Annotated in this window: 22 protein-coding genes; 13 read left to right on the forward strand and 9 right to left on the reverse strand. The window is 65.4% G+C overall.

Features of this window, described 5'->3' with window-relative positions; translation table 11 throughout:
- Positions 1-39 precede the first annotated feature (39 nt).
- The 7 genes from GOQ09_RS06345 (at position 40) to GOQ09_RS06375 (ending at position 6,799) form a co-directional block, all read left to right on the forward strand.
- Positions 40-900, forward strand: coding sequence for a TatD family hydrolase (locus GOQ09_RS06345; protein WP_157612667.1), 861 nt, complete (start codon positions 40-42; stop codon positions 898-900).
- Between the two features lie 132 nt (positions 901-1,032).
- The gene (locus tag GOQ09_RS06350) at positions 1,033-1,440 is read left to right on the forward strand and encodes a hypothetical protein (protein WP_157612668.1); all 408 of its coding nucleotides are present in this window, start codon (positions 1,033-1,035) and stop codon (positions 1,438-1,440) included.
- Positions 1,441-1,527: 87 nt separating this feature from the next.
- Positions 1,528-2,055 (forward strand): DNA-deoxyinosine glycosylase, encoded by a 528-nt coding sequence (locus GOQ09_RS06355; RefSeq protein ID WP_157612669.1) that lies wholly within the window; start codon positions 1,528-1,530, stop codon positions 2,053-2,055.
- Positions 2,055-2,837: a spermidine synthase gene (locus GOQ09_RS06360; RefSeq protein WP_157612670.1), complete on the forward strand. Its 783-nt coding sequence runs from the start codon at positions 2,055-2,057 to the stop codon at positions 2,835-2,837. The genes GOQ09_RS06355 and GOQ09_RS06360 overlap by 1 nt, the downstream gene beginning before the upstream one ends.
- Positions 2,834-4,630 (forward strand): GspE/PulE family protein, encoded by a 1,797-nt coding sequence (locus GOQ09_RS06365; protein ID WP_157612671.1) that lies wholly within the window; start codon positions 2,834-2,836, stop codon positions 4,628-4,630. Before GOQ09_RS06360 ends, GOQ09_RS06365 begins: the two co-directional genes overlap by 4 nt.
- A 152-nt stretch (positions 4,631-4,782) precedes the next feature.
- On the forward strand, positions 4,783-5,271 hold the full coding sequence (locus GOQ09_RS06370) for a tripartite tricarboxylate transporter TctB family protein (protein WP_157612672.1): 489 nt from the start codon (positions 4,783-4,785) through the stop codon (positions 5,269-5,271).
- 16 nt (positions 5,272-5,287) lie between these two features.
- Entirely contained in the window at positions 5,288-6,799 is a 1,512-nt protein-coding gene (locus GOQ09_RS06375) for a tripartite tricarboxylate transporter permease (protein ID WP_157612673.1), read from the forward strand.
- A gap of 373 nt (positions 6,800-7,172) precedes the next feature.
- Here the strand turns inward: GOQ09_RS06375 and GOQ09_RS06380 are convergent, their stop codons facing one another.
- A complete protein-coding gene (locus GOQ09_RS06380) occupies positions 7,173-8,099 on the reverse strand; it encodes a LysR family transcriptional regulator (RefSeq protein ID WP_157612674.1) in 927 nt (308 codons plus the stop codon).
- Positions 8,100-8,196: 97 nt separating this feature from the next.
- On the opposite strand from GOQ09_RS06380, the gene GOQ09_RS06385 reads away from it, so the two are divergent.
- From GOQ09_RS06385 to GOQ09_RS06400, 4 genes are read left to right on the forward strand one after another with little or no spacing between them, the layout of a single operon-like run.
- Positions 8,197-9,174, forward strand: coding sequence for a Bug family tripartite tricarboxylate transporter substrate binding protein (locus tag GOQ09_RS06385; RefSeq protein WP_157612675.1), 978 nt, complete (start codon positions 8,197-8,199; stop codon positions 9,172-9,174).
- Positions 9,175-9,206: 32 nt separating this feature from the next.
- Positions 9,207-10,820: a gamma-glutamyltransferase family protein gene (locus GOQ09_RS06390; protein ID WP_157616608.1), complete on the forward strand. Its 1,614-nt coding sequence runs from the start codon at positions 9,207-9,209 to the stop codon at positions 10,818-10,820.
- A 21-nt stretch (positions 10,821-10,841) separates the two neighbouring features.
- On the forward strand, positions 10,842-11,789 hold the full coding sequence (locus GOQ09_RS06395) for a DMT family transporter (protein WP_157612676.1): 948 nt from the start codon (positions 10,842-10,844) through the stop codon (positions 11,787-11,789).
- Positions 11,790-11,815: 26 nt separating this feature from the next.
- Positions 11,816-12,610, forward strand: coding sequence for an SDR family oxidoreductase (locus GOQ09_RS06400; RefSeq protein ID WP_157612677.1), 795 nt, complete (start codon positions 11,816-11,818; stop codon positions 12,608-12,610).
- A 14-nt stretch (positions 12,611-12,624) separates the two neighbouring features.
- Here the strand turns inward: GOQ09_RS06400 and GOQ09_RS06405 are convergent, their stop codons facing one another.
- On the reverse strand, positions 12,625-13,536 hold the full coding sequence (locus GOQ09_RS06405) for a DMT family transporter (RefSeq protein WP_157612678.1): 912 nt from the start codon (positions 13,534-13,536) through the stop codon (positions 12,625-12,627).
- 102 nt (positions 13,537-13,638) lie between these two features.
- Here GOQ09_RS06405 and GOQ09_RS06410 point away from each other — a divergent pair, with 102 nt between their 5' ends.
- Positions 13,639-14,622, forward strand: coding sequence for a quinone oxidoreductase family protein (locus tag GOQ09_RS06410; protein ID WP_157612679.1), 984 nt, complete (start codon positions 13,639-13,641; stop codon positions 14,620-14,622).
- A gap of 123 nt (positions 14,623-14,745) precedes the next feature.
- Positions 14,746-15,156 (forward strand): response regulator, encoded by a 411-nt coding sequence (locus GOQ09_RS06415; RefSeq protein ID WP_157612680.1) that lies wholly within the window; start codon positions 14,746-14,748, stop codon positions 15,154-15,156.
- Positions 15,157-15,210: 54 nt separating this feature from the next.
- Here GOQ09_RS06415 and GOQ09_RS06420 read toward each other — a convergent pair whose 3' ends face one another.
- The 7 genes from GOQ09_RS06420 to GOQ09_RS06450 form a co-directional block, all read right to left on the reverse strand.
- Positions 15,211-16,872: a Na/Pi cotransporter family protein gene (locus tag GOQ09_RS06420; protein ID WP_157612681.1), complete on the reverse strand. Its 1,662-nt coding sequence runs from the start codon at positions 16,870-16,872 to the stop codon at positions 15,211-15,213.
- Positions 16,873-16,938: 66 nt separating this feature from the next.
- Positions 16,939-17,799, reverse strand: a complete 861-nt coding sequence (locus tag GOQ09_RS06425; protein ID WP_157612682.1) for a phosphodiesterase — start codon at positions 17,797-17,799, stop codon at positions 16,939-16,941.
- Positions 17,796-18,857: an ABC transporter ATP-binding protein gene (locus GOQ09_RS06430; RefSeq protein ID WP_157612683.1), complete on the reverse strand. Its 1,062-nt coding sequence runs from the start codon at positions 18,855-18,857 to the stop codon at positions 17,796-17,798. The genes GOQ09_RS06425 and GOQ09_RS06430 overlap by 4 nt, the downstream gene beginning before the upstream one ends.
- Positions 18,847-19,647, reverse strand: a complete 801-nt coding sequence (locus GOQ09_RS06435) for an ABC transporter permease (protein WP_157612684.1) — start codon at positions 19,645-19,647, stop codon at positions 18,847-18,849. Before GOQ09_RS06435 ends, GOQ09_RS06430 begins: the two co-directional genes overlap by 11 nt.
- Positions 19,648-19,663: 16 nt before the next feature.
- Entirely contained in the window at positions 19,664-20,485 is an 822-nt protein-coding gene (locus GOQ09_RS06440; protein ID WP_157612685.1) for an ABC transporter permease, read from the reverse strand.
- A 305-nt stretch (positions 20,486-20,790) separates the two neighbouring features.
- Positions 20,791-21,804 carry an ABC transporter substrate-binding protein gene (locus tag GOQ09_RS06445; RefSeq protein WP_157612686.1) on the reverse strand — a complete coding sequence of 338 codons (1,014 nt, stop codon included), beginning with the start codon at positions 21,802-21,804 and terminating at the stop codon, positions 20,791-20,793.
- Positions 21,805-21,851: 47 nt separating this feature from the next.
- Positions 21,852-22,862: a LacI family DNA-binding transcriptional regulator gene (locus tag GOQ09_RS06450; protein WP_157612687.1), complete on the reverse strand. Its 1,011-nt coding sequence runs from the start codon at positions 22,860-22,862 to the stop codon at positions 21,852-21,854.
- Between the last annotated feature and the right edge of the window lie 112 nt (positions 22,863-22,974).

Here is a 22,974-nt window from a genome sequence, read left to right on the forward strand (position 1 = left end):
CTTTCTTCTGCCTTGCATCCCTTCGGGCATCATCTCGCCATGGCTGTATTCATCGACACCCACTGCCATCTGGACGCGCCCGAATTCGGTGCGGAAATGCCGCTCATCCGTGCCCGCGCTGCGGAACGGGGCGTGGCGCTGTGCGTCATTCCGGCGGTTGCCGCCTTCAACTTTGCAACCGTGCGCGAGCTGGCGCATGTGCAGAGCGATGCCTATGCACTCGGAATTCACCCCCTGTGCACCGGCAATGCGCAAGAGGCCGACCTGGAGGCGCTCGATACCGAGTTGTCCACGCGCCGCGGCGACTCGCGGCTGGTTGCGGTCGGCGAAATCGGCCTCGACTACTTCGTCGAGGGGCTGGACAGCGACAAGCAGCAGCACTTTTTTCACACTCAGTTGCAACTCGCGCGCAAGCACGACCTGCCGGTGCTCATTCATGTGCGCCGCTCGGTCGACAAGGTGCTCAAGCATTTGCGGCAGACAGCGGGCGGCCAGCCGTGGCGGGGCATTGCCCATGCATTCAACGGCAGCGAGCAGCAGGCCAAGGCCTGCATCGAGATCGGCCTGAAGCTGGGGTTCGGTGGTGCGGTGACCTTCGATCGCGCGCTGCAGTTGCGGCGGCTGGCGGCCACGCTGCCGCTCGAATCGATGGTGATGGAAACCGATGCGCCGGACATTCAACCGCACTGGATCTACCGCACGCAGGCGCAGCGCGCGGCCGGTGAGGCGCAGGGCCGCAACGAGCCTGGCGAACTGCCGCGCATTGCCGAAGTGGTGGCGCAATTGCGCGGTATCGGCATCGACGAACTGGCTGCGGTCACGACCCGGAATGCGCTGCAAGCCATGCCACGGCTTGAAAGCCTTCTCTCGTTGTCGGAGGGGCGGCCGCAGCGCACGTAGGCCGACGCCCCGACTTGCGCTTGTGCAACCGGAGGCCGTATTTTTGCTGTCATCCTCGGTGTTCGAAGTGGCGTTGTTTGTTCAGTGGCAAGTTCGTCACTCCGACACTTCATCCAAAAAAGGAGTCTTTACATGACCACATCTTTCGTTCGCACCGTGCCCGTCGTGCTGGCCCTCGCGCTTGCTTCCATCGGCGTTTCCGCCGTGGCCCAAACCGCGACAACCGCGGCACCCGCAACGACCACCGCCGAACCCACCACCACCGAAAAGGTGAAGGAAGCCGGCAGGGACGCAGTCGATGCCACCAAGACCACCACCAAGAAGGCCGTGAACGCCACCGAACGCGGCACCAAGAAGGCATGGGACGCAACCAAGCGGACCACCAAGAAGGCCACCAATGCCACCAAGAACGTGGCCGCCAAGACGGGTGACGCGGTTGAAACCGCCGGCCACAAGACGGCCGACGGCATGCGCAGCACCGGCAAGGCCATCGGCGAAAAGGTGCCCGGCACCGCCGAACACGAAGCCGCCAAGAAATAACCGGCGCCCGCCTTCCGCAAAACCCGCTACGGCGGGTTTTTTCATGGGCGATCGACATTACCGACAGTGCCAAGATAGAGGCTGTTCATGAAACCACCAACCGCACCTGACTCCACAAGCGCAGTGCTTACCGGCTTGGCACCCGTCGTCTCGCCGGACACCGTGGTGCTGATCCTCGGAAGCTTCCCGGGCGTTCGCTCGCTCGAGCAGCAGCAGTACTATGCGCATCCGCAAAATCAGTTCTGGAAAATCTTGCAAGCCGTTTGGCCCCAACACCCCCTCCCGGTCGGCGCAGACAGCTATCCCGAAAAGAAGAGGTGGTTGCTCGCGCGCGGCCTGGGCGTGTGGGACGTGTATGCCGCCTGCGAGCGCGAGGGCAGCCTCGACTCGGCCATTCGCGCACCCGTTGCCAACGACATTGCCGGCCTGCATCTGCCGAAGCTCGCCGCCATTGCCCACAACGGCGGCGAGAGCTTCAAGCATGCGCGCCACACGCGCACCCTGGGCGTGCCGGTCTACCAGCTGCCTTCCACCAGCCCCGCCAATGCGTCCTGGAGCTTCGAGCGCAAGCTCGCGGCCTGGCGCGAGGTCTTCGGCGCCCACCAACTCATCTGATGGCCACGAGCAAATCCCCCGTCCTTCCTGAAGTCAATTTTTCCGACTGGGGCGACATCCGCTACCTGCACCTGGGCACCGAATGGGTCCAAGGCTCGATGAAGCTCGACGCGCCGTTCGAGATCGAACTCGAATACGTTCAGCGCATGATGGCCTGGCTGCTGTTCGCCGATGCGAAAAGCGTGGCGAGCCGCCACGCGATGCAGCTGGGGCTTGGCGCGGCCACGCTCACCAAGTTCTGCCGCAAGACCTTGCGCATGCGCACCACCGCGGTCGAGCTGAACCCGCAGGTGGTGTCGGCGTGCCGCGGCTGGTTCAAGCTGCCGGCGGACGACCCGAAGCTGCGCGTGGTCATTGCCGATGCGGCGCTCGAAATTCGCAAGCCCGAGTGGCAGGGCACGGTCGACGCGTTGCAGGTCGACCTGTACGACCACGAGGCCGCCGCACCGGTGCTCGACAGCGAAGATTTCTACGCCGATTGCCGCGCATTGCTCACTGAAGACGGCAGCATGACGGTCAACCTCTTCGGCCGATCGTCGAGCTACGAACGCAGCCTCGAGAAAATTGCCGGCGCATTCGGTGCCGATGCGGTGTGGGCCTTCAAGCCGACGCGCGAAGGCAACACGGTGGTGCTGGCGCAGCGCATGCCAAGCCGTCCGAAGCGCGAAGCCCTTGCCGAGCGCGCCCAAACGATCCAGACTCGATGGGGCCTGCCCGCGCCTAAATGGCTGCGTGTGTTCAAACCGCTGAATCCCACTCTCACCCGACCTTCCGGCTCATGAGCGCTGTTCCCGCTGCTTCCGCATCCAAATCTTCGCATCCCCCCCACGAAGGTCCGCTCGACCTGCGCCGCCTCATCGAATGGCTTGCCGCCGACGGCGTGATCTCGCCGGTGGAGGCCAAGCGCACCATTGCGCGCTGCGCCCAGGCCGAGAGCCGGCAGGCACCCCTGGTGCGCCTTGCCAATGTGGCCATGACGCGCGAAAGCGACGGCAAGCCGCTCGACCTTGAAATGCTCACGCAATGGCTCGCCGGCCGTGCGGGGCTCAGCTACCTGCGCATCGATCCGCTCAAGGTCGACGTGGGCAAGGTGGCCGACACCATGAGTGCGGCCTATGCCGAGCGCCACAAGGTGCTGCCCGTGCAAGTGCTCCCCACCGAGGTGGTGGTGGCCACGGCCGAGCCGTTTCTTACCGACTGGATTGCCGAGGTGGAGCGCCAGGCGCGCCGAACCGTGCGCCGGGTGGTGGCCAACCCGACGGACATCCAGCGCTACACGGCCGAATTCTTTGCGCTTGCCAAGTCGGTGCGCGCGGCGCAGAAGGCCGGCGGCAACACCGGCGGCGCGAGCTTCGAGCAGCTGGTGGAACTGGGCAAGAGCACCAAGCAGCTCGACGCCAACGACCAGAGCGTGGTACAGGTGGTCGACTGGCTTTGGCAATACGCGTTCGACCAGCGCGCGAGCGACATCCACCTGGAGCCGCGCCGCGAGCAGGGCGTGATCCGCTTTCGCATCGACGGCATCCTGCACCCGGCCTACCAGATGCCCATGGGCGTGATGAACGCGATGGTGTCGCGCATCAAGCTGCTGGGCCGCATGGACGTGGTCGAAAAGCGCCGCCCGCTCGACGGTCGCATCAAGACCCGCAACATGCGCGGCGACGAAGTCGAAATGCGGCTTTCCACCTTGCCGACCGCTTTCGGCGAAAAGATGGTGATGCGGATCTTCGACCCCGACACGGCGGTGAAGGACCTCGACGCGCTCGGCTTTTCGCAGCACGACGCGCACCGCTGGGAGCAGCTGGTCACGCGGCCCAACGGCATCATCCTGGTGACCGGGCCCACGGGCTCGGGCAAGACCACCACGCTGTACTCCACGCTCAAGCGCGTGGCGACCGAAGAGGTCAACGTGAGCACGGTCGAAGACCCGATCGAAATGATCGAGCCTTCGTTCAACCAGACGCAGGTGCAGCCGCAGCTGGACTTCGGGTTTACCGAAGGCCTGCGCGCGCTGATGCGGCAGGACCCGGACATCATCATGGTCGGCGAAATCCGCGACCTTGCTACGGCCGAGATGGCGGTGCAGGCCGCGCTCACCGGCCACCTGGTGTTCAGCACGCTGCACACCAACGACGCGCCGAGCGCCATCACGCGGCTGATGGAGCTGGGCGTGCCTTCGTACCTCATCAACGCGGTGATGCTGGGCGTGCTGGCGCAGCGGCTGGTGCGCACGCTGTGCCCCAACTGCAAGCAGCCCGACGACACGGTCACGCGCGAGAAGCTCGAAGCCATCGTCAAGCCGTGGCAGATCACCGGCTCGGTGCGCGCCTACAAGCCCGTGGGCTGCGTCGATTGCCGGATGACGGGCTACATGGGCCGCATGGGCCTGTACGAACTGCTGAGCATCAGCGAAGACTTCAAGAGCCAGGTCAACAAGGAGCCCAATCTGGCCGGGCTTCGCCGGCAGGCGGTGATCGACGGCATGCGGCCGCTGCGCCTGGCGGGCGCGCTGCGCGTGGCTGAGGGCGTGACGACGGTCGAAGAAGTGTTGAGCGCGACGCCCCCCCTCGAATGAACCCCGGCGGAGCCGGTTTTCCGGCGTTCCGCAAATCGGTGCGGTGAAGTCTTTCGGGTTATCCCTAGGCCTTTCGTTAGTGGAATCCACATCGGGCTGACCACTGGCTGACTCGACAATCCGGCATCGAAATTTGTTCGAGGAGACTGTTCGTGAAAATCAAGAGTCAGAAAGACTTTTTCTCGGGCCTGATGTTTACGGTAGTGGGCGCGGCGTTCGCATGGGGCGCCACCACCTACAGCGTAGGCACCGGCGCTCGCATGGGCCCGGGTTACTTCCCGTTGATGTTGGGCATTCTGATGGCCGTCATCGGCCTGGGGATCATGTTCAGCGGCCTGACCGTTGAAACCACCGACGGCGAAAAGATCGGCAAGTGGGCCTGGAAGCAGGTGATCTTCATCCTGGGCGCCAACGTCGCCTTCGGCATCTTGCTCGGCGGCCTGCCGAGCGTCGGCGTGCCGGCCATGGGAATGATCATCGCGATCTATGCGCTGGTGCTCATCGCCAGCCTTGCGGGCCACGAGTACAAGCTGCCTACCGTGCTGATCCTGGCCACCGTGCTGGCCGTCGGCAGCTATGTTGCATTCATCTGGGCGCTCAAGCTGCAGATCCAGGTCTGGCCGACCTTCATCACCGGTTGAGAAGAAAGCTGCTCACATGGAATTGTTCGAACACCTCTCGATGGGTTTTGGCGTTGCCTTTACCTTCACCAACCTGCTGTACTGCCTGGGCGGCTGTATCCTCGGCACGCTGATCGGCGTGCTGCCGGGCATCGGCCCGGTTGCGACCATCGCAATGCTGCTGCCGGCCACGTATGCGCTGCCGCCCGTGTCGGCGCTGATCATGCTGGCCGGTATTTATTACGGCGCGCAGTACGGCGGTTCCACTACCGCCATTCTGGTGAACCTGCCTGGCGAATCTTCGTCGGTGGTAACCGTGATCGACGGCTACCAGATGGCTCGCAAGGGCCGTGCAGGTCCGGCGCTCGCCGCTGCGGGCCTGGGCTCGTTCTTTGCCGGTTGCGTCGGCACGCTGATCCTGGCTGCCTTTGCGCCTCCGCTCACCGAGCTGGCCTTCAAGTTCGGCCCGGCCGAGTACTTCTCGCTGATGATCCTGGGCCTGATCGGCGCCGTGGTGCTGGCTTCGGGCTCGCTGCTCAAGGCCATCGGCATGATCGTGCTGGGCCTGCTGCTCGGCCTGGTGGGCACCGACGTGAACTCGGGCGTGGCACGCTACAGCTTCGACGTTCCGGAACTGACCGACGGCATCGGCTTTGTGGCCATTGCCATGGGCGTGTTCGGTTACGGCGAAATCATTGCCAACCTTTCGCGCCCCGACGACGAGCGCGAGGTGTTCACCGCCAAGGTCTCGGGCCTGTTCCCGACCAAGGAAGACTTCAAGCGCATGATCCCGGCCGTGCTGCGCGGCACGGCACTGGGCTCGTCGCTCGGCATCCTGCCGGGTGGCGGTGCGTTGCTGTCGGCCTTTGCGGCCTACACCATCGAGAAGAAGACCAAGCTGCATCCGGGCGAAGTGCCCTTCGGCAAGGGCAACATCCGCGGCGTGGCAGCTCCCGAAGCGGCCAACAACGCCGGTGCGCAAACCTCCTTCATTCCGCTGCTCACGCTGGGTATTCCGCCCAACGCGGTGATGGCGCTGATGGTGGGCGCAATGACGATCCACAACATCCAGCCCGGCCCGCAGGTGATGACCAGCAACCCCGAACTGTTCTGGGGCCTGATCGCCTCGATGTGGCTCGGCAATGCAATGCTCGTGATCCTGAACCTGCCGCTGATCGGCATGTGGATCAAGCTCTTGACGGTGCCTTACAAGTTCCTGTTCCCCGCGATCGTGCTGTTCTGCGCCATTGGCGTGTACTCCACGAACAACAACACGTGGGACATCTGGATGGTGGGCATCTTCGGTTTTGTGGGCTACACCTTCTTCAAGCTGGGTTGCGAGCCTGCACCGTTGCTGCTGGGCTTCATTCTCGGGCCGATGATGGAAGAGAACCTGCGCCGTTCGCTGCTGCTCTCGCGCGGTGACTGGAGCGTGTTCGTCACGCGTCCGATCTCGCTCGGACTGCTGCTTGCCGCTGCATTGCTGCTGGTGATCGTGCTGTTGCCGGCGGTGAAGGCGAAACGCGAAGAAGCTTTCGTCGAGGACTGATTTCGGTCTTCCGGCTTTATCGAAACGGCGCCTTTTGGGCGCCGTTTTTATTCGTGCTTTGTTTTGGGCGTTGCTTCAGGGCGTGTGCACAGGCCACCGGGTACTCCCCCCGCGAATGTCCCCCGGGGCTGCGCCCCTCCTCCTTTATTTCGCTGCGCGGAGCACCCGATGCCCTGCGCACTTGGGCACGCTGCTGGTGCGTCGCTGATCAACGACCGCTCTTTGCAACGCACACGTCGATGGGGTGCCTTGCGCAGCGAAATAAAGGAGGAGGCCGCAGGCCGGGGGACATTCGCGGAGCAAGGTACCCCGTCGGCGGGTGCGCCGCCCTGAATGTCGACGCTGATCGCGCCACGATACGAATTAACAAAACCTACGGCTTGCCAGCTCTCGGTGGTTTCATGTGCTGCCGCGCCATAGCCAGGAAGGCCAACGCGGCGGGGCTGAGCGGGTGTTTGGCCAGCCGAACGGCTACTACCGGGTATTCCAGAGTCGGGCGCGTGACCGAAACCGCACGCAGGTTGCCGGGCATTAGCACCTCCACATACCGGGGCAACAGTGCCACGCCCGCGCCTGCCTGGATGAGGCCGAACGCTGTCGACAACATCGATACGTGGTGCGCCACCTGCGGGTACACGTTAGCCACGCTCGACAGCTGGCGGCTGACCGAGCGCCACACATTGGCGTCTGGGTTGACGTGGATGAAGGGCAGCGCCTCCAGGTGCCTGGCGTCGACCACCACGCGCTGCGCCAGCGGATGATCTTCGCGCACGAAAAGCGCCATGCGCTCTGTAAAGAGCGGTTCGGTGGCCAGTTCCGAGTGCTTCTGCCCGATGTCCGAGCCAAATCCCAGGTCGGCCTCCTGCGAGAGCAGGCGCGAAATCATCTGCTCCGCGGTGCTGTCGAGCAGCGTGATGGCCAGGGTGGGGTGTTTCTGCGAAAAGCGGCCGAGCATTGGCGGCAGCAGGGCACCGGCAGTGAGGTGGCCCACCGCCAGCACCACGCGGCCCTCGCGCAGCTGCGATTGCGAACGGCAGGCGTCTACCGACTCATCGATGAGCCGCAGCGCGCGCACGGCCGTTTCGACCATCACCTGGCCCGCGCTCGTCAGCTGGATGCGGCGGCCGCGCACCACCAGCGGCTGCCCGATCTCTTCTTCCATGCGCTTGATCAGATGGCTGATCGCGGGTTGGGTCAGCTGCAGGGTTTCCGCGGCCAGCGTGAAGCTGCCGGTTTCGGCTACTGCCGCCAGCGCCCGCAACTGCTGCAGCGAAACCTCTTCGGCGGCGTTCTTTGCCATAAACCATGCTCATAGTTGAATAAGGTGGATTATCTGGCTTGATGCGCGGCGGCTGCATAGCATGCAGGGTTTCTCCACCGGGCCAGAATCCAGCACCATGAAACGAATCCAGTTCCTTCAGGGGGTTGCCGCAGCGCTCTGCCTGGCTGCATCGAGCACAGCCAGCTTCGCACAGGGCTATCCCAACAAGCCGGTGCGGCTCGTCGTGCCGTTCCCCGCGGGCGGCGCCACCGATCTCTTTGCGCGCACGCTCGGGCAGAAGATGAGCGAGAAGCTCGGCACCACGCTGGTCGTCGACAACAAGCCGGGTGCCGGCGGGGCCATCGGTTCCGACCTGGTTGCCAAGGCGCCGGCCGACGGCTACACGTTGCTGCTGGCCACCACCAGCACGCACTCGATCGGCCCGGCCATCACCAGCAAGCTGCCTTACGACACGGTGCGCGACTTCTCGCCCATCGCGCACGTGGGCGATGCGCCCAGCATCATGCTGGTGCCGGTCAATTCGCCCGCGAAGACGGTGCGCGAATGGATCGACCATGCCAAGAAGAACCCCGGCAAGCTCAACTACGCCTCCAGCGGCAACGGCACGATCGTGCAGCTCACGGCGGAGCTCTTCAAGGCGCAGGCCGGCGTGTTCGTCACGCACATTCCCTACAAGGGCACCGCGCTTGCCATTCCCGACCTGATCAGCGGCAAGATCGACGTGCTGTTCGACTCGCTCCCCACCGGCATGCCGCACGTGCGCGACGGGCGCCTGCGCGCGCTCGGCGTCACCACGCGGGGGCGCAGCCCGCTGGCGCCGGAGCTGCCGCCCATTGCCGACACTCTGCCAGGCTATGAGTCGAGCACCTGGTTCGGCTTCTATGGTCCGAAGGGGCTGCCGGCGGACATCGTGGCGCGCGTCAACAAGGCGGCCAACGAAGCCTTGGCCGACCCTGAGCTGAAAGACAAGCTTTCGCGCCTGGGCATCGAACCCGCCACTGCCGGAACGCCCGAGCAGTTCGCGAAGATGGTGGCCACCGATGCTGCCAAGTGGAAAAAGATCGTGGTCGACCGCAAGATCACCAACGACTGATGACGAGACAAATCACGACGAGACAAGCCGACATGAACTTCGATTTCAGCAATCCCTATCTCTCCACCCGCATCCCGATCTTCGCGCGCAACGTGGTGTCGACCTCGCACCCGCTGGCGTCTCAAGCCGGGCTGCGCATGCTCCAGCAGGGCGGCAACGCTGTGGATGCAGCCATTGCCACGGCAGCCGTGATGACGCTGGTCGAGCCGGTGAGCAACGGTCTCGGCAGCGACGCGTTCTGCATCCTGTGGGACGGCAAGGAACTGCATGGCCTGAACGGCTCCGGTCCCGCGCCCAAGGCCTGGACGCCCGAGTACCTCAAGGCCAAGTACGGCGCCGATGCCGCGACGCCGCCGATGCGCGGCATCGATTCGGTCACGGTGCCAGGTGCCGTGCGCAGCTGGGTGGCGCTGAGCGATCGCTTCGGCAAGCTGCCCTTCGCCGACCTGATGGCGCCGGCCATCGACATTGCCGAGCGCGGCTACCTCGTGCCGCCGGTGGTGCAAGGCAAGTGGCTGGCAGCCACCTCGCTGCTCGAGTCGCAGCCCGGCTTTGCGCAAGCCTTTCTGCCCTGGGGCCGCGCACCCGAGATCGGCGAGCTGTTTCGTTTTCCGGCCGCCGCGCGCGCGCTCAAGGCCATTGCCCGCACCAAGGGCGAGGCCTATTACAACGGCGAAATCGCCGAGGCGCTCGCCAAGTTTTCGAAAGAGCAGGGCGGCTCGCTCACCGTGGCAGACCTCTCGGCCTACCAGCCTGAGTGGGTCAAGCCGATTTCGCGCGACTACCGCGGCCACACGCTGCACGAGATTCCGCCCAACGGGCAGGGCATCGCGGCGCTGATCGCGCTCGGCATTCTCGAAAAGTTCGACATCGCTTCGCTCCCGGTCGACTCGGTCGCTTCGCAGCACCTGCAGATCGAGGCGATGAAGCTCGCCTTTGCCGACGTGTACCGCTACGTGTCGGAGCCATCGTCGATGACGGTGACCCCCGCGCAAATGCTCGATGACGCCTATCTCGCATCGCGTGCGAGACTCATCGACGTGAAAAAGGCGCAGGACTTCAAGGCCGGCAACCCCGTGAAGGGCGGCACCATCTACCTCACGGCCGCGGACGAGAGCGGCATGATGGTGAGTTTCATCCAGAGCAACTACATGGGCTTCGGCTCGGGTTGCGTGGAGCCCGAGTTCGGCATCAGCCTGCAGAACCGCGGCCATGGCTTCAGCCTCAAGGCCGAGAGCCCGAACGTGGTGGCGCCGGGCAAGCGGCCCTTCCACACCATCATTCCGGCCTTCCTTACCAAGGACGGCCAGCCGGTGATGAGCTTTGGCGTGATGGGTGGCAACATGCAGCCCCAAGGCCACATGCAGACGCTGGTGCGCATGCTCGACTACAAGCAGAACCCGCAGGCCGCCTGCGATGCGCCGCGCTGGCGCTTCAACGCGGGGCTCGAGATCAATGTCGAGGCCGCGATGAACCCGAACACCGTGCAGGGCCTGCGCGACCTCGGCCACCAGCTCGACGTGATCAACGACTCGTACCAGGACTTCGGCGCCGGCCAGTTCATCTGGCGCGCGGGCGACCCGTCGGTCGAAGGCTATGTGGCCGCCAGCGATCCGCGCCGCGACGGCGTGGCTGCAGGCTATTGAAGACCGCGCGATGATCGAGGGATGACCAAGTCCGCCGTACAGACCGGCATTCCCTCCGCACAGAGCGGCGCAAAGAGCATTGCGCCCGGCCTCGTCCTCGCCTCGCTGGGCGCCATCGCGTTCAGCGGCAAGGCCATCATCGTCAAGCTGGCCTACCGGTATGGCGTGGATGCGATCACGCTGATCATGCTGCGCATGCTCTTTGCATTGCCGCTCTTCGCGGTCATGGCGTGGTGGGCAGGGCGCGGCAAGCCTGCGCTCACGTTTCGCGATTGGCTCGGGGTGATCGGGCTCGGCTTCTCGGGCTACTACCTTGCGAGCTTTCTCGACTTTGCGGGGCTCGCCTACATTTCGGCCAGTTTCGAGCGGCTGATTCTCTATCTCAACCCCACGCTGGTGCTGCTGTTCGGCTGGCTCCTGTACCGGCGGCGCGCAACGCGGCCGCAGGTGCTGGGCATGGTCGTGAGCTACGCCGGCGTGCTGCTCGTGTTCGGGCATGAGCTCTGGACCGGCGGCGGAGGAAAGGGCGGCGGGGCGGCGGCGTGGGGCGCGTTTCTGGTGTTCCTGAGCGCGGTGAGCTATGCGGGCTATCTCGTCTATAGCGGCGAGTTCGTCAAGCGGCTCGGGTCGCTCCGGCTCGTGGGCCTGGCCACTACCGTGGCCTGCGTGCTGTGCATCTTGCAGTTCGTGCTCACGCGGCCCATGAGCGTTGCGATGCAGGTCGCTCCCGAGGTCATCTGGCTGTCGGTGCTGAATGCCACGCTATGCACGGCCGTGCCTGTCCTGATGGTCATGATGGCCATCGAACGCATCGGCCCGGCCATGGCTGCGCAAACCGGCATGATCGGGCCTCTTTCGACCATCCTCATGGGGGTGGTCATACTTGGCGAGCCGTTCACCGCGTGGATCGCGGCCGGCACGGTGCTCGTGATTGCGGGCATCTTCGTTTTCACACGCACGGGGCGCTAGCGCCCCTGCAGTACAGGAGAAAAAACATGGATCTGGGCATTGCAGGCAAGACCGCGCTGGTTTGCGGCGCGAGCAAGGGACTTGGCTACGGCTGCGCCGAAGCGCTGGTGCGCGAGGGCGTGAACGTGGTGATCGTGGCGCGCGGCGCGGAGGCGCTCGAAGCAGCCGCTGCAAAGCTGGCTGCGGCGGCGACCGGCTCGCCGGCACCCTTCGTCAAGCATGTGGCGGCCGATATCACCACCGAAGCCGGCCGCGCAGCCGTGTTCGCGCTCGGCCACGACTTCGACATCGTGGTGACCAACGCCGGCGGCCCGCCGCCCGGCGATTTCCGCAGCTGGGACCGCGAGGCCTGGATCAAGGCGGTCGACGCCAACATGCTCACGCCCATCGAGCTCATCAAGGCCACGGTCGACGGCATGGCCAAGCGGGGTTTCGGGCGCATCGTCAACATCACCTCCAGTTCGGTGAAGTCGCCCATCGACATCCTGGGCCTTTCGAACGGCGCGCGCAGCGGCCTCACGGGCTTTGTGGCGGGTGTGGCGCGCACGGCCATTGCGGCGCAGGGCGTGACCATCAACAACCTGCTGCCCGGCTCCTTCGATACCGATCGCCTAAAGGGCACCATGGCCGGCACGGCCCAGAAGACCGGCCAGGACTTCGACACGGTTTGGGAAGCCCGCAAGAAGAACATTCCAGCCAGGCGCTTCGGCACGCCGGCCGAGTTTGGCGCCATCTGCGCCTTTCTCTGCAGCATGCAGGCCGGCTACATGACGGGACAGAACGTGCTGGCGGACGGCGGCGCCTACCCTGGCACTTACTGAACCGCGCCGTGGTCTCAACGTTTGGATGACGACGAGACCACGATGCCGCCGACGATCAGCAAGAATGCCGCGCCGTGGTACCAGTGCGGCGGCTCGCCCAAGAACGCTGCCGACAACAGCGCGGCGAACAGCGGCGTGAGATTCATGAAGAAGCTCGCCGCTTGCGGCCCGGCATGCTGCACGCCGCTGCCCCAGCAGCGGTAGGCCAGTACGGCGGGTCCGATGCCGATGAAGGCCAGGGCCGCAAACAGGGGCCAGCCCGGCACGATCCGGGCGTCTGCCAGCGTCCACTCGCCGGCCGCGAATGCGCCTGACCAAGCCAGACCGAACACCATCTGCGCCATGAGAAACGCGGCCCAGTCTTGCCGCACGGCTTGAGGCTCGCGCGTGCGCGCCAGTATCCAGCTGTAGAACGCCCAGGCAATGGTGCCCAGGATCATGTACAGGTCGCCCGGCACCAGGCGCAGTGCAAGCAACTGCCGCCATTCGCCCCGGCTCAGCACCAGCAGCACGCCAAGCATCGAAAGCAGCGAACCGCCGATTTCGCGCCCGCTGACGCGGGCTCCGAAGAAAACGGCACCCGTCGCGAGCATCCACAGGGGCAGGCTGGAGCCCACCAGCGTGACGTTGATCGGCGTGGAGGTCTGCAGCGCCAGGTACTGGAAGGCGTTGTAGCAGCCGATGCCGAGCAGCCCCAGCACGGCGTAGCGCTTCCAGTGCGCCCACATCGGGCTGCCGGGGCGCAGCACGGGCCATGCAAGAGGCAGCAACAGCACGAAGGCAATGACCCAGCGCACGAAGTTCAGCGTGAGCGGCGACACCAGCTCGCGCACCATACGGCCGACCACCGCATTGCCGGCCCACAGCAGCGGCGGCACGGTGAGCAGGAAGACGGTGAAAGGCGTGAGGCGCTGCTGGATCTGCATGGCCGCCGACTCTACCGGGCATTGCCCGTCGCCGCCGCGGAAAGGCCAAACGTGGCACGATGCGCGTCTTCTTTTTCGCGAGCCTTGGAGACTGCAAAGATGATGAGCAAAGCCGTTCGTATCGACCGCCACGGCGGTCCCGAAGAACTGAAGATCGTCGACGTGGAGGTCGGCGAGCCGGGGCCCGGCGAAATACGCATCCGACACAAGGCCGTGGGCCTGAACTTCATCGACACCTATCAGCGCAGCGGCCTCTACCCTTTCCAGATGCCCTTGCAGCTGGGCATGGAAGCCTCGGGCGTGGTCGAGGCGGTGGGCGAGGGCGTCACGCACCTCAAGGCGGGCGACCGCGCCGCCTATGCGAGCCAGCCCCCGGGCGCCTACAGCGAACTGCGTGTGATGCCGGCCAAGTGCGTCTGCAAGTTGCCCGATGCCATTTCGTTCGAAACCGGTGCGGCGATGATGCTCAAGGGCCTCACGGCGCAATACCTGCTCAAGAAGACGCTGCCGGCGGAAGGGTTGCAGCCGGGCGACTTCGTGCTGTTCCACGCCGCGGCCGGCGGGGTCGGGCTCATCGCGTGCCAATGGGCCAAGGCGCTGGGGCTGCAGCTGATCGGCACGGCCGGCAGTGACGCCAAATGCAAGCTTGCGCTCGAACATGGCGCGGCGCATGCCATCAATTACAGCACCGAGAACTTCGCGGCCCGGGTGAAGGAGATCACGGGCGGCAAGGGCGTGAAGGTGGTGTACGACTCGGTCGGCAAGGACACCTGGGAAGCCTCGATCGAGTGCCTGCGCCCGTTCGGTTTGCTCGCGGTGTTCGGCAACGGCTCAGGCCCCGTGCCGCCGATCAGCCTTGGCACGCTGGCCTCGAAGGGCTCGCTCTACGTCACGCGCCCGACGCTGTTCACGCACATTTCCACGCGCGAGAGCACGCAGTCCATGGCGGACGACCTGTTCGCGGTGGTGGAGAGCGGCGCGGTCAAGATCCCGATCGACCAGCGCTATGCACTGGCCGACGTGCAGCAGGCACACCGCGACCTGGAAGCGCGCAAGACCACCGGCTGCACGATCCTCACGCTCTGACGGCGGGCGGCGCCCGGCCCGGCGACGGGCCAGCCTTGTCCTACCCGCGATGGGGTGTCATGCCTTCGTCTTGTGCGGGGCGCAATTTGTAGCCTGCTACAAAGCTCGAGAAACGCCGCCGCCATGGACACCGTTAGAACCTTTGTTGTCGAGGACAACCCCACCATCCGCGAGAGCCTCCTGGGCACCTTGCGCGAAGTGGCCAGGGTCGACCCAGTGGGCCAGGCGGAATCAGAGCGGGAGGGCACCCGTTGGCTGACGAGCAACCTGTCGCAATGGGACCTGGCCATCGTCGACCTGTTCCTGAAGGACGGCACCGGCTTCAGCGTGCTCCAGGCCTGCCGCAACCGTGAGCCGGCGCAGAAGATGGTGGTGCTCAGCAACCATCTCACCCCTGAAATGCGGCGCAAGTGCACGCAGCTCGGCGCCGATGCGGTCTTCGACAAGGCCACGGAAATCGATGACCTGATCGACTTCTGCCTGCGCCGGCGGCAGGAGCAGTTCATGCGTTCACTTTCCTCGGCGGCACACTGACGCTCACCTTGCAGCCTGCATCTGCAGGCCTGCAGGCCGTGCCCTGCGCGCGACTCAGCCCTCGATCTTCCCCAGCCGCGATTCACGCAGCCGGCTAGGCGCCAGTGCGCCAGCCGACTCGAGAATGGGGTAGGCGATGGAGCATATGTGCGAGTTGATGCGCTTCAGGTCGCTGATCAGGTCGATGTGCAGCGAACTGGTCTCGATGCTCAGCGTGGTGCGGTCGGACAGCCGGTCGAGGTGCGTGGTGGCATAGGCCCGTTCAAGGTCGCGGAAGCGGGCTTTTTCTTCGAGCAGCTTTTGCGCGTCGCGCACATTGCCGTTCAGGAACACGCTCATGCTCAGCCGCAGGTTGGCCACCAGCCGGCCGTGCAGCTCCACGATTTCCGCCATGCCGGCGGCCGAGAAGTTGCGCTGCGGCTTGATCTTCTTGTCTTCGATGTCGATGATCACGCGCTCGATGATGTCGCCGATCTGCTCCATGTTGATGGTGAAGCTGATGATGTCGGTCCAGCGCCGGCTCTCTTCTTCGCCCAGCGCCTCGCGCGAGATACGCGTCATGTAGTACTTGATGGCCGAGTAGAGCTCGTCCACCGTGTCGTCGAGCTGCCGCAGCTCCTGCGACAGGCGCAGGTCGTTGTGGCGGATCACGTCGAGCGTGCCGATGAGCATGGTCTCGACGATGTCGGCCTGGTGCAGCGCCTCGCGCGCCGCATTCGAAATGGCCAGCGAAGGCGTTGAAAGCGCCGAGGGGTCGAGGTGATGCGGCCGCGTGGAAGTGGCCGGCTGCTGCGGCACCGGCAGCATCTTGGTGACCAGCGTGGCCACCCATTGCGTAAGACCGATGAAGCCCACGCTGATGATCACGTTGAACGCCAGATGAAACAGCACCACGCCGTGCGTCGCGTTTGGCACTTGGGGTTGCACGTAGCGCAGCCAGAGCCCGACGAAGGGCGCGACGATCGCCACACCCATCGCCTTGAACAGCAGGTTGCCCACCGTGACCTGCCGCACCGGTATGGCCGACTTGGCGGTGGTCAGCACGGCCAGCAGGCCGCTGCCGAGGTTGGCGCCGAGCACCAGCCCGAGCGCGACGTCCAGCGGAACCACGTTGGAGCTTGCCATGGCCGCCACCAGCAGCACCACGGCCAGGCTGGAATACGCCACGATGGCGAGCGCGGCGCCAATGGTGATTTCGAGCAGCACGTCGCTGCTGAGCGAGGCCAGCAGCGCCCGCACGGCGGGAGCCGAAAAGAGCGGCTCAGTGGCTTCCACCACCAGCTGCAGCGCCAGCAGCATCAGCCCCAGGCCGATGAGCACCCGGCCGACGCGGCCCGCCACGCTGGCCGAGCGAGAAATGAACAGCACCACGCCCACGAAGATGAACATCGGCGAAAGCCACGAAAGGTCGGCGGAGAACAGTACCGAGATGAGCGCCGTGCCGACGTCCGCCCCGCGCATCACAGCCAGCGCGGCCGGCAGCGTGACCAGGCCTTGCCCCACGAAGGACGAAGTCATCAGCGACGTGGCCGTGCTCGACTGCACCAGCGCGGTTACACCGATGCCGGACAGCGCGGCGGTGAAGCGGTTGCGCATGCTCTGCACCAGGATCTTGCGCAGGTTGGCCCCGAACACGCGCAGCACGCCCGTGCGAACGAGGTGCGTGCCCCACACCAGCAGTGCGACGGCGGCGAGCAGGTTCAGAAGATGCTTCATGGGTGCCGGTTTCTATCCTTTTCGTTTTGGTTCGTTTTCTGCGCCCCCATTTTCCACACTATGGGCTCAATCGATCAGTGCTCCGTTATCGTGGAAGGGAAAAGGGCCCTCGAATGTGCCGGAAGCCGCCAGATGGGTGACCAGCCGCCTGCTGCGCGCAGACCAGGCGTGAACCCGGAAGCCGGGCGGCTCCAGGGTCCAGGCCGAGGCTGCATCGGGCGCCAGGTCCAGGCAGACCTGATGGGCCGGTGCGGGCGAAGTGGATGCAATGGTGCCGCCGAAGCGCGCGTCGATGGCGCGGTGCAGGTGGCCGCAGATCACCCGCTCCACGTTGGGGTGCCGCGCGACCAGTGCTTCCAGCGCCTCGGCGCCCTGAAGCAGGCCGATCTCGTCCATGTGGCCGATCAGCGTCTGGAAGGGCGGGTGGTGCATGGCAATCACCACGGGTTCGCCTCGACAGGCGTCCAGCTGTTGCTCCAGCCAGGTCAGCCGCTCGTCGCACAGCGCCCCATGGCTCTCGCCCGGCACGCAGGTGTCGAGCGTCAGCAGGCGCAGCGCGCCCACTCGCACCGAGTACTGGATGAAGCCGACGGAGCCCACGTCTGCTGCGAGGTAGTGGTGGCGCGGAAAGCTGCGGCGCAACTGGTCGCGGTCGTCATGGTTGCCGGGCATCAGGTAGACCGGCATGGTCAGCGGCCCCAGAAGGCGTGCCAGGTGCTCGTATTCGGCCGCGCGGCCAAAGTCGCTGAGGTCGCCGGTGATCACCACCGCGTCGGGCAGTTGCGGCAGCCGCAGCACCGATTGCACCGCGCGTTCCAGGTAAGGCGCGGTGTCGATGCGGCCATAGGCCAGCCGGCCGGGCTCGCGGATGTGCAGGTCCGTCAGCTGCGCCAGGAAAGTGGTGTCTTGTGTCGTTGCCGTGTTCATGCGCTGGTTTCCTGCGACGTCATCAGGCGATCGGGTTGAATGCGAAGGCCGACCGGATCGCCCGGGCCGAAGGGCGTGTCGCGGCCTACGTCGGCTACCAGCAAGGATTGGTCCTGCATGCGCAGGTGCAACTGCACACGGTCGCCGAGAAAGGTGCGGCGTTCGACGGCGGCAAGCCCCCAGTCGGGCCGGGGTGCGTTCACTTCCACGTCTTCGGGTCGCACCAGTAGCATTGCATGATCGCGCCAGGCAGGCGGGCAAGGCAGCGTGCTTCCGCCGAGTCGGACAACGCCTTGCGCAATGGCGTCGGGCTCGCGCACCAGCCGGTTCACCCGGCCCAGGAACTTCGCCACGAAGGGATGGGAGGGCGCGCGGTACAACTCTTCGCCGCGACCGACCTGCACGATGCGCCCCGCGCTCATCACCGCCAGGCGGTCGGCAATGGCCAGTGCCTCCTGCTGGTCGTGAGTCACGTGAATGGCCGTGATGTGCAGGCGGCGCAGCAGTTCGGCGAGTTCGTCGCGCAGCGACTCCTTGAGCTTGGCGTCGAGCGCGGCCAGCGGTTCGTCGAGCAGCAGCACGCGCGGGCGCACGGCAACCGCGCGCGCCAGGGCCACGCGTTGGCGCTGGCCGCCCGAGAGCTCGGCGGGACGCTTGTTTTCAAGCCCGCCAAGCCGAGTCAGGTCGACCAACTCGCCCACGGCGCGCTTTTCCTCTTCGGGCGCCACGCCGCGAATGCGAAGGCCATAGCCGATGTTGGCGGCCACCGTCATCTGCGGAAAGAGCGCGTAACTCTGAAACACCATGCCCACGCCGCGATGCTCCACCGGCCGCCGCGTCACGTCCTGTCCACCGAACACGATGCGGCTGCCTTCGTCGGGTGCTTCGAGCCCCGCGATCAGCCGCAGCAGCGTGGTCTTGCCGCAACCCGAAGGCCCGAGCAGCGCAAGCACTTCTCCGGCCTCCACGTGCAGGTCGGTCGGTAGCAGGCCGCGCGTGCCGTCGGCGTAAGTCTTCGCGCAGTTGGCGATGTCGATAGGAATGCGTTCAAGTTCCATGGCGTTTCTGGATCAGGTTGGCAAGGTACTGCAAGCCCCACAGCACGGGCAGGATCACTGCGAAGAAGACCAGCGTGTAGGCCGATCCGATCTCGATGCGCATCGAGGCGTAGCTGTCGGCCAGGCCCACGGGCAGGGTGCGCGTGAGCGGCGTGTGCAGCATCCAGGTAAGGTTGAACTCGCCCACCGAGAGCGTGAACACCATCAGGCTGCCGGCCACGATGGCGGGGAACACGGCGGGCACCAGAATGCCCATGAAGCGCTGGCGGAAGTTCGCGCCGAGCGACCGGGCCGCTTCCTCGAGCGCGAGCAGATCGTCGCGCTGGAACGCCGAGCTCACGGTGCGCACCATGAACGGCAGCGTGAACACGATGTGGCCCACCAGAATGAAAGCGAAGCTCTGGCGGAAGGCCGTGAGCTGGCCGTAGGCCAGGATGAGCGCCAGCGCGGTCGCGAGGCCCGGCACTGCAACGGGAAGCGTGAGCAGTTCCTCGAAGATGTGCGCCGCTCGTGAGCGGCTGCGCGCCAGCGCATAGGCGCAGGGCACGCCCAGCAGCACGGTGCCGACCACGCAGGCCGCTGCCAGCGCGAGCGACCAGCCCACGGTGCCGCCGTAGTTCTCCCACACCTCGCCCAGCCAGCGCAGCGTGAGTCCGCTCTTCAGGCCCGCGCTGTAGTTGTTGACCAGGCCGGCCATGACGGACAGCAGCATCGGCGCGATCATGAAAATGCTCACGAGCACGGTAATGGCCAGCAGGAAGGGCGCCTTGGGTTGCGTGTTCTTTCGCATGAGCGTTTTCCTCTATTCAGCGCGCGACCGGGTTGGCGCCGAAGCGCCGCGCCACGAACAGCACCAGCCAGGTCACGATGCCCAGCGCAATCGAGAGCGACGCGGCGAGCGCAAAGTTGGCGTAGTTGGTGAACTCGTTGTAGATGGTGATGGGGATCACCTCGAACTTGCTGGCGAGGGTGAAGGCAGTGCCAAAGGCGCCCATCGAGGTGGCGAACAGAATGGCGCCGCAGGCCAGCGTAGTGGGGGCAAGCTCGGGCATCCAGACATCGTGCGCCACGCGCAGGCGAGAGGCTCCGAGCGAGCGTGCGGCTTCTTCGAGCTGCACGTTCATGGCCTCCGCCGCTGCGGCGTAGGTGGCAATCGCGCGAGGCAGCGAGAAGTACAGGTAGGCGAGGAACAGGCCGAGCAGGCCATATGCAAAGGTGATGCGTTCACCGAAGAGGCTGTCGCCGATGTCGGCCACCACGCCTTGCCGCCCGCCGAGCAGGATGACGAAGAAGCCGATGATCACGCCCGGAAAGGACAGCGGCAGCGTGAGCAGCGACAGCAGCATGCGCTTGCCGGTGAAGGCATGACGCGCGAGATAAATGCCGACGGCCGCTCCGAGCACCAGCGTTGCGAGTGTCACGGCCACCGACAACGCCACAGTGTTGACCATGCTCTGCAGGTAGCGCGAGTCGGTGAGCACTGCGAAGTAGGTGGCCCATCCCTTGGTCGCAGGCAATGTAAGGAGGCGCACCACCGGCAGCAGCCAGAAGGCGACGAAGAACACGGCCGCGGGGGCTACGCAGGCCAGCAGGCGCCAGCGTGGGTTCCAGGCGTTGGCGGGTTTCATTTCAGTTGCTTGTCTTGCGTTGTTGTTATTGGCGCTGATGTTCAGGGCCGGTGCAAAGGCCACCGGGTACTCCCCTCCGCGAATGTCCCCCGCCTTCGGCTCCTCCTTTATTTCGCTGCGGGGAGCACCCGGTGCCCTGTGCACTTGGGCACGCCGCGGGTGTACCGCTGATCAACCACCGCTCTTTGCAACGCTCCCGTCGATGGGGTGCCTTGCGCAGCGAAATAAAGGAGGAGGCCGCAGGCCGGGGGACATTCGCGGAGAAAGGTACCCCGTCGGCGGGTGCGCGCCCTGGACAAGTCACTTCAGCGCACTTCCTTCAGATACCGATCAGAGAACGCACGCTGCGCCTCAGCCATGCGCGCATAGTCAACGCTCTTGGCGCGTGCGTATTCGGTAGCAGGCAGGAACTGCGCCTCTACCTCCTTCGGCATCGCACCGGCGCGCACTGGCCGCAGGTAAGCCTTGGCCCAGATAGCCTGCCCTTCGTCCGACAGAACGAAGTCGAGCACCTTCTTGCCCTCGGCTGCGTGCGGCGCCTTGGCGACGAGGCTCATCACGTAGGGCACTGCCAGCGTGCCTTCGCTCGGAATGACGAATGCGACGTTGGCCTTGTCCTTGTACTTGGCGCGGTAGGCGTTGAAGTCGTAGTCGAGCAGGATCGCGATTTCACCCGACAGCACGCGCGCATAAGAGGTCTGCTTGGGAACGATGGGTTCGTTCTTCTGCAGCGCCTTGAAGTAGTCGATGGCCGGACCGAAGTTGTCGAGCGTGCCGCCGCGGGCTTCGTTCACCGCCACCGCACCCACGTAGCCGACGAAGGCCGAGGCCGGATCGAGGTAACCGATGAGGCCCTTGTATTCGGGCTTGAGCAGGTCGGCCCATGACTTGGGCACCGGCTTGCCCTTGAGCGCATCGACGTTGACCATGAAACCGAGCGTGCCCGAGTGGATGGTGAACCAGTTGCCGGCCGGGTCCTTCAGGCCGTCGGGAATGTCTTTCCATGCTGCCGGCTTGTAGGGCTCGACCACGCCGTCCTTCTGGGCCTGCACCGCGAAGGTCACGCCCAGGTAGGTGACGTCGGCCACGGGGCTTGCCTTCTCGGCGACGAGCTGCGCGAGCGACTGGCCGGAGTTCTTGTTGTCGGCCGGCACGCTGACGCCGGTCTTGGCCTTGATGGCCTTGAGCTGCGTGCCCCAGTCGGCCCATTCGGTCGGGCAGTTGTAGCAAATGGCGGTCTGTGCAACGGCACTACCGGCGGCGACGAGCGCGGCGGTGAGCAGGCCCAGGCGGGCCATACGGGAGATGCGTAGAGACATGAAAGAACTCCTTGGATGTGACGGTTGAGGCGAGTGAAAGCGGGTGCTCAGTCGATGGCAACATCGCGTGCGGATGCGCACGATTCACCGTCGCGAAATAAGCAAGGCAGCAGCAGGCTCGCGTCGGCTTGCAGCGTCGTGCCGCCGCCCATGGCCTGGATCAGCAATTCGACGCTGCGGCGGCCGATGTCGCTGTTGGGCTGCGCAATGGTGGTGAGCGCCGGCGTGAGGTCTTCGCCGAGCGCAATGCCGTCGAAGCCCACCACGCTGAGGTCGTCGGGCACGGAGAGCCCGCTCAGGTGTGCCGCGCGAATGCTGCGAATGGCGAGAAGGTCGTTCGAGCAGACCAGTGCGGTGGGCCGCTCCTTGGCTTGCAGCAGGTGCGCAAGCATGTCCACCGCGCTTTCGACAAAGGGCACCTCGATGAGCGGTGGCGCGTCGAGCCCGGCGTCGGCCATGCCTTTTTGATAACCGCGATAGCGCTGCTGCGCCCGGTCGGAGGCGGCCAGCGTGCCGCTGACCATGGCGATGCGGCGGTGCCCCAGCAGCACCAGGCGTGCGACGGCGTCGGCCACGGCAGCTTCGCCGTCGACGGTCACGCAAGGGTGGTCAGGATGCCGGTTGTAGGCCAGCACATAGGGCGTGCCGGTGGTTCGAAGCCGTGCCAAGGCCGCCGAAGTGGAGGGGTTGGAGACCACGAGGATCAATCCGTCGACATTGCCCGCCAGCAGCAGATGGACCGCGCGTTCTTCTTCGTCGAGCCGGTAGCCCGTGGTGACCGGAATGATGGCGTAGCCGCCCGCCATGGCTGCACGCGCAATGCCTTGCAGGCACTCGGCGAAAGTCGGATTCAAGAGCGTCGGCAGCACCACGCCCAGCGCGCGGCTTCGCTGGGTGCGCAAGGTGCGCGCGCTGGCGTTGGGCACGTACTGAAGCTCGCGCGCCACGCGTTCCACCAACTCACGCGTGGCTGGCGTGACCTTGTCGGGGAAGTTGAACGCCCGCGACACGGTGGCCACGGAAACCCCAGCTTTGGCTGCGACGGATTGAATGCTCATCGTGCGGTGCTATGTAAACGATTACATTGCACCGCGGCAGTATGACCCTGCCATGACAAACCAAGAAAGCCGGGAAAAACCCTTACGTTGCGTCTCAAAGAGAAAGGGGCCC

The organism is Variovorax paradoxus (genome assembly GCF_009755665.1).
In the GTDB taxonomy this organism is placed as follows: domain Bacteria; phylum Pseudomonadota; class Gammaproteobacteria; order Burkholderiales; family Burkholderiaceae_C; genus Variovorax; species Variovorax paradoxus_G.